15 protein-coding genes and 1 pseudogene are annotated in these 18486 nt (G+C 67.7%); 7 read left to right on the forward strand and 9 right to left on the reverse strand.

Annotation, left to right across the window (positions count from 1 at the left end):
- Window positions 1-82: 82 nt before the first annotated feature.
- Window positions 83-1537, reverse strand: coding sequence for an IMP dehydrogenase (gene guaB, locus FAZ79_RS05830; protein WP_136867036.1), 1455 nt, complete (start codon window positions 1535-1537; stop codon window positions 83-85).
- A gap of 211 nt (window positions 1538-1748) precedes the next feature.
- On the opposite strand from guaB, the gene FAZ79_RS05835 reads away from it, so the two are divergent.
- Both FAZ79_RS05835 and xseA read left to right on the forward strand, forming a co-directional pair.
- Window positions 1749-2069, forward strand: coding sequence for a hypothetical protein (locus FAZ79_RS05835; RefSeq protein ID WP_136867037.1), 321 nt, complete (start codon window positions 1749-1751; stop codon window positions 2067-2069).
- A 163-nt stretch (window positions 2070-2232) separates the two neighbouring features.
- On the forward strand, window positions 2233-3762 hold the full coding sequence (xseA, locus tag FAZ79_RS05840) for an exodeoxyribonuclease VII large subunit (RefSeq protein WP_136867038.1): 1530 nt from the start codon (window positions 2233-2235) through the stop codon (window positions 3760-3762).
- A 57-nt stretch (window positions 3763-3819) separates the two neighbouring features.
- On the opposite strand, the gene FAZ79_RS05845 is transcribed toward xseA, so the two are convergent.
- The 5 genes from FAZ79_RS05845 to FAZ79_RS05865 all read right to left on the reverse strand — a co-directional run bounded on the left by FAZ79_RS05845 (window position 3820) and on the right by FAZ79_RS05865 (window position 11524).
- Window positions 3820-6693, reverse strand: a complete 2874-nt coding sequence (locus FAZ79_RS05845; RefSeq protein WP_136867039.1) for an EAL domain-containing protein — start codon at window positions 6691-6693, stop codon at window positions 3820-3822.
- Entirely contained in the window at window positions 6690-7649 is a 960-nt protein-coding gene (locus FAZ79_RS05850) for an ABC transporter substrate-binding protein (RefSeq protein ID WP_169303608.1), read from the reverse strand. The genes FAZ79_RS05845 and FAZ79_RS05850 overlap by 4 nt, the downstream gene beginning before the upstream one ends.
- Window positions 7650-7797: 148 nt before the next feature.
- Window positions 7798-8394 (reverse strand): C40 family peptidase, encoded by a 597-nt coding sequence (locus FAZ79_RS05855; RefSeq protein WP_136867041.1) that lies wholly within the window; start codon window positions 8392-8394, stop codon window positions 7798-7800.
- Between the two features lie 85 nt (window positions 8395-8479).
- Window positions 8480-10738: a bifunctional 23S rRNA (guanine(2069)-N(7))-methyltransferase RlmK/23S rRNA (guanine(2445)-N(2))-methyltransferase RlmL gene (gene rlmKL, locus FAZ79_RS05860; RefSeq protein WP_136867042.1), complete on the reverse strand. Its 2259-nt coding sequence runs from the start codon at window positions 10736-10738 to the stop codon at window positions 8480-8482.
- 33 nt (window positions 10739-10771) lie between these two features.
- The gene (locus FAZ79_RS05865; protein WP_136867043.1) at window positions 10772-11524 is read right to left on the reverse strand and encodes a hypothetical protein; all 753 of its coding nucleotides are present in this window, start codon (window positions 11522-11524) and stop codon (window positions 10772-10774) included.
- A gap of 160 nt (window positions 11525-11684) precedes the next feature.
- Between FAZ79_RS05865 and FAZ79_RS05870 the strand changes: the two genes are divergently transcribed.
- From FAZ79_RS05870 to FAZ79_RS05875, 3 genes are all read left to right on the forward strand, one after another.
- Window positions 11685-11945 (forward strand): hypothetical protein, encoded by a 261-nt coding sequence (locus tag FAZ79_RS05870; protein ID WP_211238802.1) that lies wholly within the window; start codon window positions 11685-11687, stop codon window positions 11943-11945.
- Between the two features lie 34 nt (window positions 11946-11979).
- Window positions 11980-12195, forward strand: coding sequence for a hypothetical protein (locus tag FAZ79_RS11565; RefSeq protein ID WP_211238803.1), 216 nt, complete (start codon window positions 11980-11982; stop codon window positions 12193-12195).
- Between the two features lie 271 nt (window positions 12196-12466).
- Window positions 12467-14134 (forward strand): dipeptide ABC transporter ATP-binding protein, encoded by a 1668-nt coding sequence (locus FAZ79_RS05875; RefSeq protein WP_136867044.1) that lies wholly within the window; start codon window positions 12467-12469, stop codon window positions 14132-14134.
- A 59-nt stretch (window positions 14135-14193) separates the two neighbouring features.
- Here the strand turns inward: FAZ79_RS05875 and FAZ79_RS05880 are convergent, their stop codons facing one another.
- From FAZ79_RS05880 to fabA, 3 genes are read right to left on the reverse strand one after another with little or no spacing between them, the layout of a single operon-like run.
- Window positions 14194-15321, reverse strand: a complete 1128-nt coding sequence (locus FAZ79_RS05880) for a sensor domain-containing diguanylate cyclase (RefSeq protein ID WP_136867045.1) — start codon at window positions 15319-15321, stop codon at window positions 14194-14196.
- 42 nt (window positions 15322-15363) lie between these two features.
- A complete protein-coding gene (fabB, locus tag FAZ79_RS05885; RefSeq protein ID WP_136867046.1) occupies window positions 15364-16581 on the reverse strand; it encodes a beta-ketoacyl-ACP synthase I in 1218 nt (405 codons plus the stop codon).
- A 7-nt stretch (window positions 16582-16588) separates the two neighbouring features.
- Complete coding sequence (gene fabA, locus FAZ79_RS05890; RefSeq protein ID WP_136867047.1) at window positions 16589-17107, reverse strand: bifunctional 3-hydroxydecanoyl-ACP dehydratase/trans-2-decenoyl-ACP isomerase; 519 nt, start codon at window positions 17105-17107, stop codon at window positions 16589-16591.
- Window positions 17108-17553: 446 nt separating this feature from the next.
- Here fabA and FAZ79_RS05895 point away from each other — a divergent pair, with 446 nt between their 5' ends.
- Window positions 17554-18027, forward strand: a complete 474-nt coding sequence (locus FAZ79_RS05895) for a cytochrome c (protein ID WP_136867048.1) — start codon at window positions 17554-17556, stop codon at window positions 18025-18027.
- A gap of 191 nt (window positions 18028-18218) precedes the next feature.
- Window positions 18219-18486: pseudogene (locus FAZ79_RS05900) on the forward strand (IS110 family transposase); the annotation flags it as partial.

Consider the following 18486-nt stretch of genomic DNA (forward strand, 5'->3'; position numbering starts at 1 on the left):
GGCTTGGCCCTGTAACAAGTCGACCCGGCAGGCAAGGCCGGGTCGTTGTAAACCGAGGCGCCCCGCGGGGCGCGGGATTGGATCAGACCCGGTAGTTCGGGCTCTCCTTGGTGATCGACACGTTGTGGACGTGCGATTCGAGCATGCCGGCGTTCGTGATGCGCACGAACTGTGGCAGCTTGCGCATGGTGTCGATGTCCTTGGCGCCGACGTAGCCCATCGAGGCACGCAGGCCACCGATCATCTGGTGCACGATCGCGACCAGCGAGCCCTTGTAGGGGACGCGGCCCTCGATGCCTTCCGGCACCAGCTTCTCGGCGGTGGTCTCGGCCTGGAAGTAGCGGTCCGACGACCCCTGCTGCATCGCGCCGAGCGAGCCCATGCCGCGGTAGGACTTGTACGAGCGGCCCTGGAACAGCTCGACCTCGCCCGGCGATTCCTCGGTACCGGCCAGCATCGAGCCGACCATCACCGAATGGGCGCCGGCGGCCATGGCCTTGGCGAAATCGCCGGAGAAGCGCACGCCACCGTCGGCGATCAGCGGCACGTCCGAGCCCTTGAGCGCCTCGGCGACGTTGGAGATGGCAGTGATCTGCGGCACGCCGACACCGGCGACGATGCGGGTGGTGCAGATCGAGCCCGGGCCGATGCCGACCTTGACCGCGTCCGCGCCGGCCTCGACCAGCTCGAGGGCGGCCTGGCCGGTGGCGATGTTGCCGCCGATCACGTCGACCTGCGGGTAACGGCTCTTGACCCAGGCCACCCGATCGATGACACCCTTGCTGTGGCCGTGGGCGGTGTCCACGACGATCACGTCGACGCCGGCGGCGACCAGCGCCTCGATGCGCTCTTCGGTGTCACCGCCGGTGCCGACGGCCGCGCCGACGCGCAGCTGCCCGGAGGCATCCTTGCAGGCGTTCGGGTAGTCGGTGGACTTCTGGATGTCCTTGACGGTGATCATGCCGCGCAGTTCGAAGGCATCGTTGACCACCAGCACCTTCTCGATACGGTGCTTGTGGAGCAGGGCCTCCACTTCCTGGCGCCCGGCGCCTTCCTTGACCGTGACCAGCTGGTCCTCGCCGGTCATGATGTTGGCGACGGCCTGGTCGAGGTTCTGCTCGAAGCGCAGGTCGCGGCTGGTGACGATGCCGACCAGCTTGCCTTCGCTGACCACCGGCACGCCGCTGATCGAATGATCGCGGGTGATCTTGAGCACGTCGCGGATGCTGGTGTCCGGCGAGACCGTGATCGGGTCCTTGATAACGCCGGACTCGTGCTTCTTCACCCGGCGGACGTGCTCGGCCTGCTGCGCGGCCGTCATGTTCTTGTGGATGATCCCCAGGCCACCTTCCTGTGCCAGTGCGATGGCGAGGCGCGCCTCGGTCACCGTGTCCATCGCCGCGGAGATCAGCGGGATGTTGATTTCGATATTGCGGGTCAGGCGCGTGACGAGCGACACATCCCGCGGCAGTACCGAGGAGCGGGCCGGGATGAGCAGCACGTCGTCGAAGGTGAGACCTTCCTCGAGGATTCGCATGGTTGGGGGACTCTTGCGGATGGTAGAAAGTGTCCGCGCAATTATAGTGACCTGCGCGCGGCGGGTAAACGTCCGGATGCCTTCGGTCCCGGTCCAGGCGTCATCCGGATGCGGTTTTGGCGGCATAAAAAGGCTCTTGTTGGCATACCGAGTTTGATTGCGCTAGAGTCGGACTCGCTACCAGAGCAAACCACCTAGGAGGCAGTAAATAATGATTAAAACAGCACGCGTTGTTGCCGCAGCTGCGGGCTTTGCCCTGATCGGTACCGCCGGTATGGCCAACGCCGCCAGCGAAGCCGACTACGAGAAGGCCAAGCAGGAAGCCCAGGCAGCGGTCGAGGCCGTTGAAGAGAAGGGCTACGCGGCCTGGAGCCCGCACCCGAAGAGCGCCCTGTTCGGCGAAGCCGACAAGCTGGCCAAGAAGGGCGAGTACGAGAAGGCCATCGAGAAGGCCGAGTACATCAAGGAGTTGCAGGCACTGGCCGAGAAGCAGTGGGCCGAGCAGGACGCCGGTCCGTACAACTCCTGGTAATCGCCAGGATTTGAGGGTTTCGGCCAGCCCCAGGGGTTGGCCGACCGCCTGAAACAGCAAGCATTCCGGGGCCGCGGACGTTGTTCGCGGCCTTTTTCATGTGGCATTCGGCGAGCGTTTCCTTGGGCTCGCCCGCCTTCTGGACAGACGTGGGGACAGGCACATGCCGTTCAACTCCGGCGCCCCGGGCGTGGGCGCGACTGCGCTTTCGGTTACCCAGATCAACAAGCAGGCAGGCGATCTGCTCGGGCAGGTGTTCGGGGTGGTCGAGGTAATCGGTGAGATCAGCGAGCACAAGCGCGCGGCCTCCGGGCATCACTACTTCGCGCTCAAGGACGAGCGCTCCCAGCTGCGCTGCGCGTTCTTTCGCGGCAATGCGCAGCGCTGTGCCCACCCCCTGCGCGAGGGCGAGGAGGTGGTCGCCACCGGCCGGCTGGGTATCTACACCGAGCGCGGCGCCTACCAGCTGATCGTCCAGTCGATTGCCCCGGCCGGCGAGGGGCGACTGGCGGCCGAATTCGAGCGGCTCAAGCAACGCCTGCTTGCCGAGGGCTTGTTCGCTGCCGAGCACAAGCGACCCACGCCGACGATGCCGCGGCGGATCGCGGTGATCTCCTCGGACACCGGGGCGGCCATCCACGACGTGCGCGTGACCCTGGCGCGGCGATTGCCGCTGGCGCGGGTCACGCTGTTCCCGGTGCGGGTGCAGGGGGCCGAGTCGGCCGGCGAGCTGCGTCAGGCGGTTTCGCAGCTCACGAGCGAGACATTCGACGTCGCCCTGATCGTGCGTGGGGGTGGGTCGCTGTCGGATCTGTGGTCGTTCAACGACGAGGCACTGGTTCGTGCCCTCTACGATTGCCCGGTGCCGGTCATCAGTGGCGTGGGTCACGAGACCGACACCACCCTATGCGACCTGGTGGCCGATCGGCGCGCGGCCACCCCGACCGGGGCCGCCGAGCTGGCCACGCCGATCACGGCGAGCGACATGCGCCAGGGGATTGGCCGGTTGGCCGATCGTGCCCGCATGCGCTGGGAGGCGCGTCAGCAGACGCAGGCCCAGTATCTGGACGGGTTGTCACGCCGGCTGGAACGCGCCGGGCCGGTGGAACGGCTGCGCCTGGCCCGGTCTCGTTTGGTCGGCCTGGCTGCCCCGCTGCGGCACGGGATCGAGCGACGTGTCGCCCAGGGGCGCGAACGCACTCACGGGTTGCGCCGGCGCCTGGACGGGGCGCATCCGCGACGGCAGCTGGAGGCCTTGCGGGGACGCTTGGTCGAGCCCGCCAGTCGGTTGCACCAGGGGATGGTCGCGGTCGGTCAGGCCGAGCGCGAGCGGGTCGCGCGGCTCTCGCGGGGGCTGTTGGTCAGTCGGGAGCGGCTGATGCCCCGCTGGCGCGCACGGCTTGATGCGGTGCGTCTTGACCCGCGCAGCTTCGAACGACGCCTGCGCGAGGAGCGCACGCGATTGGCGGGGCTGTCGCGCCAGCTGGAGGCACTTGGGCCCCGCCAGGTGCAGAAACGCGGATACGCCCTGGTCGAGACGCGGGACGGCTCGTCGGGCGTGCTGGTCAAGCGGGCGTCGGAGGTGTCGGTGCTGGCGGGCACGCACGACCGGTTGGCGTTGAACCTGCGTTTCGCCGACGGTGACGTGCCGGTGGAATGGCGCAAGCCCGATAGCGGGGCCTCGTCTTCCTGATCGACTGGCAGGCGGCCCGAGGCAGCCGTTGGCACGGGCAGAAAACCGTTCCGATGGTCAGTACGACGGGCGCTTTTCCATCGCCTCGAGCCGCTCGTCGACCCACTGGCGTGCCGGCACCGGGCGCGCGAAGCAGAAGCCCTGGAACCGGCTGCAGTCGTTTTCCTTGAGGTAGTCGAACTGCTCGCAGGTCTCGACGCCCTCGGCCACCACGTCGATGCCGAGACGCGAGGCCATGGCCAGGATCGCCTCGACCATCGCGGTGTCGCCCGGGGTGCCGGGCACGTCGTCGACAAAGCTCTTGTCGAGCTTGATCTCGCTCAAGGGCAGGCGCTTGAGGTAGGCGAACGACGAGTAACCGGTGCCGAAGTCGTCGATGGAAAAGGCCAGGCCCAGCGCGGCGAGCGCACGCATGCGGGCAATGGCGTCCGAGGCGTGGCTGACCAGCATGTTCTCGGTGATCTCGATCATCAGGTGCGAGGGGTCGATACCGGTCTGCTCGATCGTCTCGCGGACACGGTCGACGAAATCGGGCGTGCGGAACTGGCGCGGACTGACGTTCACCGAGATGGTCGGCACCCGCTGGCCGGGCGGCGTGGAGTGCTCGAGCCCGTGCAGTAGGTGGCAGGCCTCGCTCAGCACCCATTCGCCGATGGCGATGATCTGGCCGGATTCCTCGGCCACCGGGATGAACTCCGCTGGCGAGACCAGCCCGCGCACGGGATGGCGCCAGCGCAGCAGCACCTCGGCGCCGATCAGCCGCTCGTCGCGATCGAACTGCGACTGCAGGTGCAGTTCGAACTCGCCGCGATCGAGGGCCTGCTTTAGCTCCTGCTCCAGCCGGTAGCGGCGGGTCACCGACTCGACCATGCCCGACTCGAAGTTGACCAGGTTGTTTCGTCCCGCCCGCTTGGCCTGGTACATGGCGATGTCGGCCTCGCGTACCAGTTCCTCGGCGTTGCCCACCTTGCCGGCAAACAGCGTCAGGCCGACGCTTGCGGTTGCCAGGTGCCGAAATCCCTCGAATTCGAATGGCTGCTCCATGGCATGACGGAGCTTGTCGGCCAGCGCGAGCGCCGAGCGGCGGGCGTCGTCGACGTGGCCCGCCATCTCGGGGACCAGCACCAGGAACTCGTCCCCGCCCAGGCGGGCAACCGTGTCCGTGTCCCGCACCAGCCCGGTCAGCCGACGGGAGACCTCCATCAACACCTGATCGCCACGGGCATGGCCGTACAGGTCGTTGATCTGCTTGAACTCGTCGAGATCGACGAAGAACAGGGCACCGACCCCGCCATGACGCTTGCGCTGCCGGATCGCCTGGTCGACCCGGTCGAGCAGCAGGGCGCGGTTGGGCAGATCGGTCAGGCCATCGTGGTAGGCGAGCCGTTCGAGCTGGGCCGCGGTCTCCTTGTCCGCCGTGACATCGATGCACTGGCCCATGAAGCCGATGAACTCGCCGCGGCTGTTGAAGCGCGGCGTGCCCTTGGCCAGCAACAACCGGTATTCCCCACTGCGATGGCGCAGCCGGTATTCCCGGGTGAAGGACACGCGCCGCTCGTAGGCCGACGCGAGCACCTGACGCAGCCCGGGCAGGTCGTCCGGATGCACGGCACGGTGCCACTGTTCGCCGAGCGCCTCGTCGCGCGCCAGCCCGGTGAAGGTGAGCCAGGGGCGGTTGACGTAGTCGCGCTGGCCCTCGATGTCGGCGGTCCAGATCAGCGCCTGGCCGTTGTCGGCGAGCGTGCGGAAGTGCTGCTCGCTCTCGGCCAGTGCCTCGCGCAGCTGGTACTCCGCGCTCATGTCGTGAAAGACCAGCACCACGCCCACCAGCGAGCCGTCCTCCTGCTGGATGGGGGCGGCGCTGTCGGCGATGTGATGGCGTTGGCCGTGGCGATCGGTGAGCACGGTGTGGTTGGCCAGTCCGACCAGGGTGCCCTCGCTGAGCACGCGGCGGATGGGGATGGCAACCGGTCGGTCGTCATCGGCATGACAGATCACGAACACCGTCTCGATCGGTTGGCCGATGGCCTCGTCTCGCGACCAGCCGGTCAATCTCTCGGCCACCGGATTCATCAGGGTCACGCGACCGTCGAGGTCGGTGGCGATCAGTCCGTCGCCGATCGAGTCGAGGGTCACGGCCAGGCGCCGCTCGCTTCTGACCAGCTGGTCGCGCGCCTCGGCGATGGCGCGCGTCATGGCGTTGAAGCCCTCGGCGACCTCGGCGATCTCGCTGCAGCCACGCTCGGGTAGCCGTACGTCGTGATCACCGTGCCGCAGGCGCATGGCCGCGGTGCGCAACCGTCCCAGCGGGCGGGTGATCTGGCTGTCGAGCACCCAGGCGGTCAGGAGGATGATCAACAGCATCACGCCGGCCTCGGGCAGGCGGGCGAGGATCGCCTCGTTGCGGATCCGCGCCAGCTCGGCGGTCAGGTCCATGCGCACGCAGACCACGCCACGGCTCTCCGAATGCGGTCGGTCGGACAGGCCCGGCAACTCGAAGGATTGCAGCGCCCGGATCGTGCGCCCTTCCTCGAGGTGCTCGAGGTAGGGGAGGCGCTCGTCCTGCCGGTCGGTGAAGGAGTCCGGGTCGAGATCCGTGAACAGCTCGTCGACCGGCTCGCCGCGCCAGGTCCGTTGCGGCGCGACCAGTACCTCGCGGTCCGGTCCGACCGCGATCAGCATGTCGACGCGCGGGTCGCTCAGGATGCTGCTGACCCGTGCGTCAAGCAGGCCGCGATTGTCGAGCCCGCCCTGTTCGATGGTGCGCGCGATTTCGGTGGTGTAGCGCAGCAGGCGCTGGCTGGAATCGGCGACGAAGATCCCCGAGCGATTGTGGATGCCATTGATCAGCGACACGGCGGTGATCAGCAGGAACAGCAGGGCCAGGCCCAGCGGGACCATCAGGCGCAGGGACAGGCGCGGCAGGGTCATGGGGCCTCCGGCAGAAAGCGCGCCGTGGCGATGTCGGACAGGGTCGGCACCTGGTCGATCAGCGCGTTGGCCTGCATGATCTCGGCGACCGCCTGGGTCGCCTGGGTAAGTCGGGTGGCCGGCGGGTCAAGCCAGGCGTGATTGTCCTGGAGGCCCAGCAGCGCGATCCCCTCGTAGGCGCGTGCCGTCTCGTCGATCGAGAGCCCCAATCGTGGCGCCATCAGGCGGTGGGCACGTCCGGGGCTCGATTTCACCACGGCCAATGCCTCGAAGTAGGCCGACACCAGCTCGGCCAGCGCCTTGGGCTGCCGGCCGATCGCCCGGTCGCTGACGGCGAGGACGTCGACGATCAGTCCCGGGAAGGCGCTGCTGTCGTAGAGCCGGGTGGCGCCCAGGGCCTCGAGTCGCGAGGCGAAGGGCTCGTAGCTGATGACCGCATCGATCTCGCCATTCCGGTAGGCGTCGACCTGGCCGCCGCCGATGACGGCCACCCGCGTGACGTCCTCGGGTTCGAGGCCGGCGGCATCGAGCGACTTTCGCAGCATCAGGGCGCCGGCGGCCGTTTCCTCCACGCCGACGCGTCGCCCCGCCAGGTGCTCGAGTCGGTCGATGCCGGGGCGGGCCATGACCACGTCGGCGCCCTCGGAGGTATCGAACACCAGGGCCACGCGCACCGGAATGCCGCCGGCGCGGGCAAGGACGAATTCGTCCAGCGTGAGCGTGGCGGCCTCGACCTCGCCGGAGGCCAGTTGCATCAGACTGTTGGTATTCGAGGGGGATTCGATCAGCCGGATGCGATCGGGCGGGAGGAGATCGAGCGTGCGGGCCAGAAACAGGGGCTCGTAACCGACCCAGGTGATCCCGGAGACACGCAACAGCGGCTCGCGGCCGTCACAGCCCAGCAGGGCGGCGAAGGGGACGAGACCGCCGGCGATCAGAAACTGCCTTCGTTCCATGGCAGAAGCCCTCCCTGTGGGGCATCGTTGTCCTTCCGAGTCGACCGGGGCGCTAACGTGGCGATCCAGCCCGGGATCGGCCATGCGGGACCATTCTGTCGCCGCTGCGGGTTACGACGATTCGTTCCGTTGCCGTCAAGCGACCGGCTCAGAAGTCTTCGGGACGGTTCCCAGCCAACTGTAGTTCATTGGCCTCGGCGGCGCGTCCGGCGCCGACGTACTTGCGTGACCAGAAGACGTTGTCGAGGCTGGCGAACGAGACGGTCTTGCCCCTCGACGGGGCATGGATGAACCGGTCGCCGCCGACGTAGATGCCGACGTGGTCCACCCGTTTGCCGTTGAGTCGGAAGAAGACCAGGTCGCCCGGGCGCAGTGCGTCGCGTTCGATGCGCTTGGTGGCCCGGTATTGCTGTGCCGAGGTGCGCGGCAGATCGATGCTGGCGGCCTTGAAGGCATGCTGGGTCAGCCCGCTGCAGTCGAAGCCGTGATCGGCCGATTCCCCGCCCCAGCGGTAGGGCGTGCCGAGTTGCGAAACCGCCTGGATGACGGCCTCGATGGCACGCGGGTGCATGCCGGAGAGGGTGTCGATGGTCTCGAGCGGGTTGTAAGGCAGTTCGCTGCGCCGTTGCGCCTCGTCGAGCAGTGCCGCGGCCTCCTCGGCCTTGCTGGCCCGCTCGTCGCCGCCGGGAGCGTGCCCGGGCGGGCTGGCGCAGCCGCTGCCGAGGGCCACGGCGGTCGCGAGCATGGCCCAGCCGTACAGGCGCCTCGACGCGGATCGACCCGTGGTCGGCAGGGCGGAAACGGCCCCAGCACGGGTCTGATCCGGGCAATCAGCGCCGTCGGATTTCACAGACAAAACGCCGCTCCGGGGTGCGCGCGAAATCCTTCGGCAGGGTTTTTCTCGAAATATCATCGATTTGGAATCGGCTCTCGATGGAAGGGTTCAATGTAAACCCTTTGCGGTTGTTTGAAAAGACAAGCACGCCTCCCGGAGCCAGGTGCGCCATGCAGGCATGGATCAGCTCGGGGTGGTCGCGCTGGATGTCGAGCGTGTCGTCCATCGACTTGGAATTGGAGAACGAGGGCGGATCGAGAAAGATCACGTCGACGCGCTCGGCGGCCGTCGGCGTGTGTTGCAGCCAGCGCAGCACGTCGGCGCGCAGCAGGCGGTGGTGGCCGTTGGTGGGGATACCGTTGAGCTCGAAGTTGCGCTCGGCCCAGTCGAGGTAGGTATTGGAGAGATCGACCGAGGTGGTCGCCTTCGCCCCGGCGACGGCGGCGCGCACCGAGGCGCTCGCCGTGTAGCAGAACAGGTTGAGCAGGCGCTTGCCGCGCGAGAGCTCGGCCAGGCGATCGCGGACCAGGCGGTGGTCGATGAACAGGCCGACGTCGAGGTAGTCGGTCAGGTTGATCAGCAGACGGGTGTCGCGTTCACGCAGGATGCGCTCGATGTGCTCCCCGCCCATGCGCCCGTACTGCTGGCGGCCCGACTGGCGGGCGCGTTGGCGCACGACCACGCAGCCGGGGTCGATCGCCAGCGTGTCGACCGCAACGGCCACGGCGGCGGCGAGCCGGGCGCGTGCCTTCTGCGGATCGATCTGCTTGGGTGCCTGGTATTCCTGGATGTCGAGCCAGGTCTCGTCGTCCTCCGTGCGGTACCAGTCGACGGCGAGCTTGAAGTCGGGCAGGTCGGCATCATAGACCCGCAGGGCGTTGTCGCCCTGCTTGACCAGCGGCTTGCGCTGCTTCCAGTTCTTGCGCAGGCGATTGGCGAAATCGCTGGCGTCGTACTCGGCGCGTCGGCCCTGCTCGATCAAGCGACCGGCGAGCGCATGCGGACCGAAGGCCCGGCGCAGGCTTTTCTCCGAGAACTGCCCGCGGAGGAACTCCACCTCGACCCCGCCGTGAAGCACCATCAGCCGCTTTTCGAAGCGCAGAGGCCAGGTCAGCTCGCTCTCGCTGGCACGGAGGATGCCCCAATACCAGCCGGGAAGCGACTGCACCCAGCGCGAGCACAGGGCCGTCCACTCGGCCTCGGTGTGCGTGTTGTCGATGCGCTGGCCAAACGGCACGTTGCTGATCAACAGCCCGGTGTCGATCCCCTGGAGCGCCGCCGGGGTGGGGGCGCGGAAGCTGTCGGCATGGATCAGTTCGATCGCCTCGCCGAGACCGGCCGCCTCGATATTGGCGTGGGCGGCGGCGAGCTGCAGCGGATCGCGGTCCTGGCCGACGATGGCAATCGAGCCGCGCGGGGGTGGGGTGTCGAGCCAGCCGCGCGCGGCGTCATCCAGCACCGCGTCGCGCGCGTCGGCGACATGGCCCCGCCAGGCGGGCGAGCCCATTCGCTGGCGACGCAGGGCGTCAGGCAGGCCCCAGAGTGCAAGCGCCGCCTCGGTGAGGAAGGTGCCCGAGCCGCACATCGGGTCGAACAGGCCGCCACCGAGGCTGGCGACCTGCGGCCAGCGTGCCCGCCAGAGCAGGCCGGCGGCCAGGTTCTCGCGCAGGGGCGCTTCGCCGCCCTCGGCGCGATAGCCGCGGCGGTGCAGTGAGCCGTTGGAGAGTTCGATGGCCAGGCTGGCCTCGCCGTTGCCGCTGACATGGCAGTGGATCCGCAGACCCGGTTCGTCGCTGTCGACGTCCGGGCGAGTGCCGGTGGCGGCGCGAAACTGGTCGACGATCGCGTCCTTCACCCGCGTGGCGATAAAGCCCGTGTGCCGGAGCGCCTCGTTGCCGCCGGTCGCGGAGATCGACAGGCTGTCGCCGGCACGAAGGTGCGCTGCCCAGTCGACCGAGTCGGCCAGGGCGTAGAGCTCGTCGGCCTGAGTGGCCCGGCCGCGTGCGATGGGCAGGTAGACGCGTCCGGCGATCAGGCTGTCGGCCAGGATGCGGTAGACGGCCTCGACGGGCAGGTCGGCGCTTGCCCCGAAGGGCCGGTCGCTGATCGGCTCGTTGGTGAGGTGGCGCAGTTCCTCGGCCAGGGCGGTTTCCAGCCCGGGCGGGGCGATGATTTCCACCGACCAGTTGGCCTCGACCGACTCGCCGGGAGCCTGGGGGGCGGAAATGAGGGAATGCGCGACGGGATCTGTCATGGCAAAACGCGCAAGTCTACCGGATTGCCGCGCTCATTCCGATCCTTTTCCCCGCACCAGGTGCAACCGTGACTCGAGCCGGCCCTCGAAGTGGGCATCGAGCGTGACCCCATGCTCATTCGCCTCGATGGCGAGACCGGGTTGGGCCGGGGGCGTGCTCTGCTCCAGTGCCAGCATGCCCGCCGGCCAGTTGACCTCCAGGCGGACCTGCATGGGGTAGTAGCCATCGAGGAAACGCCGCATGAACGGCCCGTTGTCTACCACGTAACCGGTGGCGTCCGGGTGCGGCATGATGGCGAGCACGTCGGCCGTGACGCACAGGCGCGCGCCTCGCTCGATATCCCGCATCTGCACGCTGGGGCCGTCGACCTTGGCCTGGCCGACGCCGTCACTGTCGGTGATGCGGATATCGCGGGTGCGATCGGCGTTGTAGACGATCTGCACGGCCGGGGCGGGGTCGAGGTTGTGGTGGCACTGGTGCATGGGCGCCCAGCCGTCTTCCAGGCTTTCCCGGTCCAGATCGAGGCGTTTCTCCATCCGCGCGGCCTTCGGGTCGGGGGCGCGATCGAGGAACACCAGCTCGCCTTCGTTCACCTCGCGGGCACGGGCCTCCTGGCGCGCCCGTTCCTCGGCCGCCTCCCAGGCGGCTTCCCATTCCGCCTCCTCGCTGGAGCGTTCATCGGAGGCATCGGGGGCGGCCGGTGTGCCCAGGGGGAAACCGATGCTCAGGCAGGCCAGGCCGAGCAGGAGCGGACGGACGGATGAGAGGAAGGGGGTCGGCGGCATGGTTCGGCTCCGGGCCCGATCGGGCCAATGGTTGCGTGATCACGGATCTCGGCACCGAAAATAGACCACGTCGATCGTGGCAGGTCGCGAGGGTCGGGTCTACTGTCGTTGATGGGGCATGTGCCCCGAGCTTGTCCCCGCTTATGGGGAGGAGGGCGTAATGAACAGGACCATTCTTGCCAGCGCCGGGGCCGTTGCCCTGGCGCTGGTTTTGTCGTTGCCGACGCTGTCGTCGGCGCAGGACGACCGGGTCGAAGCGCCGGTCTATGGCAATCAGCTGATGACCGAGCAGGAACGCCTCGAGTACTGCGAGCGGATGCGCGCGGCGCAGACGGACGAGGAACGCGAGCAAGTGCGCGCCGAGCACGTCGAACGCATGCAGGAGCGTGCCCGGGGACCAGGGCGTGACCCTTCCCGATGACCGTCCCGGCATGGGACCGGGAATGGGATCGGGTATGGGGCCGGCAAATGGCGTCGAGCGTGGCGGGATGATGCGCGACGAGGGCATGCCGGCGCGCGACGGTCAGGCCACCGGCCGGGGCGACGGGCCGGGCGATGGCATGGAAGAGCGTTACCGGGAAGAGCACCAGGAGCAGCGCCACGAGCGCATGATGGAGCAGGACGAGTACCGACGCGGCTCCGGCATGGGAGGCGGTGGCGGACGCAACTGATCCCGCCATGGGGCTCGCCGCTGGAACGGAGGCCCCGAATCGCTCATTGGCGGATTGCCCGCTTGCGGCAACACCCTCGTCTGGATCGATGGGCGAGGGTGTTGTTTTGTGTGACGTGTCCGCGCTAGTTGTGCCCAGTTGATAGGGCGTTCGCGTGATAGCCGAGCGGCCGACTCGCCGTCAGGCGCCGAGATGGATTATTGTTGCCGCTGCGCGCCATCGACCGGGTGTCATGGCGTCACGCGACCCGAAGTCCAACCACGGAGAGTGCATGCCGGCCGCACCGATCGCCAACGAATCGCCCGCCCACACCGACCCCGAGCGCCCGGCGCGCGAGACGTCCTCGCGGCGAGCCAACGAGTCGGCCTTGCTCGAGATCCGCGACCTCGACGTGCGGGTGGGGCAGACGCCGATCGTCAGGGGGGTCTCGCTGCACCTGGACCGCGGCGAGCGCCTGGCATTGGTGGGCGAGTCCGGCTCGGGCAAGACGGTCACGGCCCTGTCGATACTGCGATTGTTTGAGGCCGCCGATGCCAGCACCAGTGGCGTGATCCGGTTCGAGGACGAGGACGTGCTCGGCATGAGCATGCCGCAGGTCCGTGGGCTGCGCGGCGGTCGCGTCGGCATGATCTTTCAGGAGCCGATGACCGCGCTCAACCCGCTCAAGACGATTGGTGCGCAGATCGCGGAGGTGCTGGTCCGCCACCTGGGCCTGCGCGGCGAGGCCTTGCGCCGGCGAGTCGGCGAACTGCTCGAGCAGGTCCGCCTGCCGGAGCCCGAGCGCGTCATGCGGGCCATGCCACACCAGCTTTCCGGCGGGCAGCGTCAGCGGGCCATGATCGCGATGGCGATTGCCTGCAACCCGAGCCTGGTCATTGCCGACGAGCCCACGACGGCGCTGGATGCCGGGCTGCGCAAGACCATCATGGATCTCCTGGTGGAGTTGCAGCAGCGTCTGGGCATGAGTCTCTTGCTGATTACCCACGACCTCCCGGTGGTGCGCCGTTACGCCGACCGCGTGATGGTGATGCGCGACGGGGCGATCGTCGAGGCCGGCCCCACCGACGCGATCTTCGCCCGCCCCAAGGACAACTACACCCAGACACTGCTCGAGGCCCGCCAGGTCGCGCCGATGATCGGCCCGATCCGTCCGGATGCCGCCGAACGGCTGCGTTGCGAAGGCCTGGGGGTGACGGTCGGCAAGCGGCGCTGGTTCGGGCCCGATACGCGCAGCGAGATCCTCAAGGGCATCGATCTTGCCCTGCACGCTGGGCAGACCCTGGGCGTGGTCGGCGAGTCGGGCTCGGGGAAGACCACGCTGGCCTTGTCGCTGCTGCGGCTGATGGACGGGGCTGATGGCGCCGTCTGGCTGGCCGGTCGGCGCGTCGACGGGATGCGGGAGCGTGCATTCCGTCCGTTCCGACGGGACCTGCAGGTGGTGTTCCAGGACCCTTACGGGGCGTTGTCGCCGCGCATGAACATTGCCCAGATCGTCGGCGAGGGGCTGGACGTCCACGAGGCGGGCCTGACGCGCGCCGAGCGCCATCGCCGCATCGAGCGCGTGCTCGACGAGGTGGGCCTCGACCCGGCGGTGATGTCGCGCTACCCGCACGAGTTCTCCGGGGGGCAGCGCCAGCGTATCGCCATCGCGCGCGCCCTGATCCTCAAGCCCAAGGTGCTGATCCTCGACGAGCCCACCAGCGCCCTGGACGCGGCCGTGCAGTTGCAGGTGTTGCGGCTATTGCGCGACCTGCAGGCCGAGCACGAGCTCACCTACCTGTTGATCACCCACGATCTCGCCGTGGTGCGCGCGCTGGCACACCGGGTGGTGGTGATGCTGGACGGCGCGGTGATCGAGTCGGGACCGACCGAGCAACTGCTCGATGCCCCCGAGCATGACTACACCCGCCAGTTGATCGACAGCGCCCTGATGGCCTGAGCTTGATGGCCTGAAGGGGGTGGCCTGACCCAGCGTCTTCGACGCCGCCTGGCGGGCGCTCAGCCTGCCTTGCCGGTGCGCTCCACCACGCGGGTGGCCGCTGCCTCTCCACCGCTTACCGCGATGCAGCCGCGACCGGCCGCCTTGGCCGCGTACAGGGCCTCGTCGGCCTGGCGTAGCAGGTCGTCGCCGCTGTCGTCCCGGCGCGGTGGTTCGAGGCTGGCCACGCCAATGCTGGTGCGTGTGTCGCAGGGGGAGAAGTCGGCGCCCTCCACGGCCTCGAGGATGCGCCGTGCCACATCGGCCGCCGCGCGCCGGTCGGCCAGCGGCAGGATGATCGCGAACTCGTCGCCACCGTAACGGGCGATGAAGTCGGTTGGCCGCGAGATCGAGCGCAGGATGTCGGCGAAGGTGCGGATGACCCGGTCGCCCACCTGGTGGCCGAAACGGTCGTTGCAGGGCTTGAAGCGATCGAGGTCCAGCAGCACCAGCGACAGCGGGCTCTCGTGCTCGCGGGTGAGGACCAGGTCCTCTTCCAGCCGGGCGTCGAAGGCGGCGCGATTGCCCAGGCGCGAGAGCTTGTCGGTATCGGCCCGCACGCGCAGCTCACCCGCCAGGGCCTCGAGCTCCTGGTTGCGGTGCTCGAGGTGGGCCAGGATCACCTCGCGCTCCTCTTCTTCGCGACGCAGTTGCCCTTCGCGCTGATTGAGCTCGATCAGACGCATGGCCTGACGGGCGAGGGCGTCCAGGGCGGATCGCTGCTCGGCATCCAGCGTGCGCGGCCGGTGGTCGACCACGCAGAGCGAGCCGAGCGGCAGTCCCTCTGATGTGAGCAGCGGGGCGCCGTAGTAGAAGATGGTGGGTGGGTCGGCGGCGACATTGGGGTTGTCGGCGAAGCGGGGATCCTTGCGGGCATCCGGGACGTAGGTCGCCCGGTCGGGCGTGAGGATGGCGTGGGCGCAGAAGGTCTGGCCCCGTTCGGCCTCCTTGAGGCTGGCGCCATCGACCGACTTGAACCACTCGCGGTCCGCGTCGATCAGGCCGATCAATGCCAGCGGTGTACCCGCGACGTACCGGGCAATGCGGGTGAGGTCGTCGAACGACGCGTCGGGCGGGGTATCAAGGATATCGAGGCCCCGCAGGGCCTCGAGCCGTTCGTCTTCGTTGTCGGGGATGGCTGGCTGCATGGACCTCCGTGCAAGCCGGGGCCGTCCACGGCTGGGCGTGGATCAGCCCTCGAAGCGCTGCATCACCAACGAGGCGTTGGTGCCGCCGAAGCCGAAGCTGTTGGAGAGGACCGTGTTGATCTGTTGGCCCTCGAGCTTCTCGGTGGCGATGTTGGCGTTCTCCGCCTCGGGTTCGAGGGTCTCGACGTTGGCGGACGCGGCGATGAAGTTGTTCTGCATCATCAGCAGCGAGTAGATCGCCTCGTGCACGCCGGCGGCACCCAGCGCGTGGCCGGAGAGCGACTTGGTCGAGGTCACGATCGGTTGGTGATCGCCGAAGACCTCGGTCATCGCCTGCAGCTCGCGCAGGTCGCCGACCTTGGTGGAGGTGCCGTGGGCGTTGACGTAGTCAATCGGCGCCTCGACCGTCGACAGGGCCTGCTGCATGCAGCGCACCGCGCCTTCGCCGGAGGGCTGGACCATGTCGTAACCGTCGGAGGTCGCGCCGTAGCCCGTGACCTCGGCGAGGATGGTCGCGCCGCGGGCCTGGGCGTGCTCGAGCGACTCGAGCACCACCATGCCGCCACCGCCGGCGATGACGAAGCCGTCACGGTCGACGTCGTAGGGGCGAGAGGCCTTGTCGGGCGTGTCGTTGAAGTTCGAGGACAGGGCGCCCATCGCATCGAACATGGCCGACAGCGACCAGTGCAGCTCCTCGCCGCCGCCGGCGAAGATCACGTCTTGCTTGCCGAACTGGATCTGCTCGACGCCGGCACCGATGCAGTGCGCGGAGGTGGAGCAGGCCGAACTGATCGAGTAGTTGATGCCCTTGATCTTGAACGGCGTGGCGAGACAGGCCGAGGTCGTCGAGCCCATGGTGCGGGTGACCATGTACGGGCCGACGCGCTTGATGCCGCGCTCGCGGGCGATGTCGGCGGTGGCGACGATGTTCTCGCAGGAGGAACCGCCCGACCCGGTGATCAGGCCGGCGCGCGGGTTGGAGACCTGCTCCTCGGTCAGGCCGGCCTGCTCGATCGCCTCTTTCATCGCCAAGTAGTTGTAGGCGGCCGCCGAGCCCATGAAGCGCAGCAGTTTGCGGTCGATGTGCTCGGACGGATCGATCTTGAGGGTGCCGGCAACGTGCGAGCGAAAGCCGTGCTCGACCTGCTCGGGGTTGCGTTCGATACCCGAACGACCTTCCTTGAGCGAGGCGAGCACCTCTTGGCAGTTGTTACCCAGGCTGGACACGATGCCCATGCCGGTGATGACGACTCGGCGCATTGAGTAGTTACTCCGAAAGTGCTTCTGTGCTGGTGAACAGTCCTACCCGAAGATCCTTGGCCTCGTAGATGACGACGCCGTCGCAGAGCATCTGCGCATCGGCGATGCCCATCGTGAGCTTGCGCATGATCACGCGCTTCATCTGCACACGATATTCAACCTTCTTGTTTTTCGGCAAGACCTGTCCGGAGAATTTTACATCACCCACGCCCAGCGCACGGCCATGACCCTTGCCGCCACTCCAGCCGAGGAAGAAGCCAACCAGCTGCCACATGGCATCGAGGCCCAGACAGCCGGGCATGACCGGATCGCCTTCGAAATGGCAGCCGAAGAACCACAGGTCCGGGTGGATCGTGAGCTCGGCCTGCATCTCGCCCTTGCCGTACTCGCCGCCTTCGTCGGTGATCAGGTTGATGCGATCGAACATCAGCATCGGCGGCAGCGGCAGCTGCGCGTTGCCGGGGCCGAACATCTCGCCCTTGGCGCAGCGAATCAGGTCATCGTATTCGAAGGTCGATTGGGACATGGTATTCCTGGCGCAAAAACGCGGATGGTACCGCAATCCGGCCCGGTACGCAGCCCGACAGCGCCTGGCTGCACATAACACACAGCGCTTCGCGTCAAATCACCCAGGGCGGGACGCATCGGCTTGGCATAAAATCGGGTGTGTCGCATTGAATGCTAGGGAAACTCTGCGCGATTCGATGACGTCTCTGCGGGACCTCCAACGGCCCAGATGCAAGGCGCAGTCCACCGTGAAGGGCCGTCGCCCTTTACAAGGGCTGCAACGCCGCAGATGGGCCCTTGGAGGCCCGCCCGGAAGGGGCTCGCGGGTTTGCCCGCACTCGGCGTTGCCGCCCCTCGACGGGCAATAAGCCCGTCTTCGGTTCGGCGCCTTGATTGCGAACAAACCCGCGAGCCAGAGATGCCATCGAATCGCGCAGAGTTTCCCCAACCCATGGAGGTGACCCCATGAAAGGATTTCTCGAACGGTCCATGGTGGGCCTGTTGGCCGTGTTGCTCCTGCCGGCCATGAACCTGGCCGTTGGCCAGGCGCAGGCAAGCGAGGACGAGCACGATCACGCGGGCGTGCACGAGTTCCACGAGACCATGGAGGCACTGGGCGAGCACACCGAACGGATCGTGAAGGCAATCAACCACGAGGATTGGCGGTGGGTGGCCAAGGAGGCCCGGGCGATCGCCGATCACCCGCGCCCACCGGCCGAGGAGCGGCAACGCATCATGGCCTTTGCCGGCGACCGTCGAGCCGAATTCCAGGACTACGATCACGCGGCGCACCAGGCGGCCGCCGATCTCGCCGACGTGGCGGCGATGGAGGACGGTCGCGAGGTAATCCGGGCCTTTGCCGATCTGCAGGCCACCTGCCTCGATTGCCACGCCAGTTTCCGCGAGGACTTCCGGGCCCACTTTTACGCGGGCAAGTAGAGGGTCTTTCCCCTCGAATGCCGCCGGGTGCTGGATCGGCCCTGACGCGCGGGGCTGGCGCCTCGCCACTGGAGGCAAAAGGCCGACGTCCCCTGGAGGGCGTCGGCCTTTTTTAATGGAATGGCCTGCTCCCACCCTATTACGCTGTTTGGAGGAACAAACCCATTCAGCAACAGAGGAGGAACAGACCTATGTCCATTGCAACGCTCGGCATCGATCTTGGCAAGACCTCAATGCATGTCGTGGGTTTGGATGCGTCCGGCAAGCCGGTCCATCGCAAGAAGCTTACCCGCACGGCACTGATCCGTTTCCTTTCCAACCTGGCACCGTGCCGGGTCGCCATGGAGTCCTGCGCCGGCTCGCATGACATCGCCCGCAAGGCCGATGCCATGGGACACGATGCCGTGTTGCTCCCTGCCCAGTTCGTCCGGCCCTATACCAAGGGTCAGAAGAACGACA

Source organism: Guyparkeria sp. SB14A, assembly GCF_005096345.1.
GTDB lineage: Bacteria > Pseudomonadota > Gammaproteobacteria > Halothiobacillales > Halothiobacillaceae > Guyparkeria > Guyparkeria hydrothermalis.